This window comes from Mesorhizobium australafricanum (assembly GCF_033977265.1).
In the GTDB taxonomy this organism is placed as follows: domain Bacteria; phylum Pseudomonadota; class Alphaproteobacteria; order Rhizobiales; family Rhizobiaceae; genus Mesorhizobium; species Mesorhizobium australafricanum.
The window spans coordinates 1-965 of sequence record NZ_JAVIIT010000062.1 but is presented as its reverse complement, the minus strand read 5'-3'; the positions used below and the strand labels follow the sequence as shown (position 1 = coordinate 965).

General features: G+C 64.0%; 1 protein-coding gene. It reads right to left on the bottom strand.

Going from position 1 to position 965, the window contains the following annotated elements; all coding sequences use genetic code 11:
• Positions 1-3: 3 nt before the first annotated feature.
• The coding region (locus RFM98_RS31170) for a Ulp1 family isopeptidase (RefSeq protein ID WP_320312293.1) at positions 4-965 on the bottom strand (962 nt) is incomplete at its 5' end.

Genomic DNA, 965 nt, shown 5'->3' with positions numbered 1-965 from the left:
ACATCAGCCCCGCAGTCGGTTTTGCAGTGCCTGCCGATCAACGGCAAGATAGTCGAGGTGCAGCCTGGCTGGCTGCCGCCTTTGCCCCAGTTGTCCGACCAGCGCCCTCGTGCCGTCAAGCACAAAGACGCCGCAATCATAGCCGTTCTGCTGCTGGGTCATGCGGACCGGCTCCAGGCGGGCTCCCAGCCGTCGTGCGAGCTGTGCCGCAGGCTGGTCGTTGAGCCGCCCGGCGGAGTCGTAATGATAGGCAAGCGGCCTTTCCCGCTCGCGTCGATCAACCATAAGCAGCGACCAGTGGCTGCCGCGGCGTTCGGGATCGGTAGCGCTGGCATCGTTGACAGGCAGGAACATGAAGTCGGCAATGTCGTTGCCATTGCGATCATAGACGATGCGCTGGAAAGCCCTGAGCGCGGCATTGTCGGAGCCCAGGCGCAGATGGTAGTGGGCTATCAGCGGGTCGACGAGCCGCGTTCGGGCGGCGAGATCTGGATTTTCCCTCTGCAGCTCCTGCGCCAGCAGTTCGTAATCTCTCTGGATATGCTCATCGTTCAGCCATTCCGTGGCGCCTAGTGCCAGTCCGCTGCGGCCGTGAGACGAGGCTTGCGGATCGAGCGCCTCAACCTGAGCGTCGGAGGCTGTACCTGGAGGCGGGGCATAATGGGCATCATCACGCAGCTCGGCCGGTGTGGACGGCAAATCGACCAGGGAGTCAAGACTGCGGTAGATATCAGACGAGCGAGCTGACGCGGACCTCCCAGCTGGCCCCATGTCTTGATCCGACTGCGGCGACCACTCTGACCAGGGGCGGTCCCGACCGGCAGGTGTTTGCCTTTCGGCTTGGTCCACCTCCTGCCAAAGCTGCGACTGATCGTAACTTTCCTGCGAGGCGGCGGGCCTTACTCCCCAATCGGCCTGCTCCCGCGAGCCAAGCTGTGGCCCGAGCTCCGGGTGCCTGCCGCTCG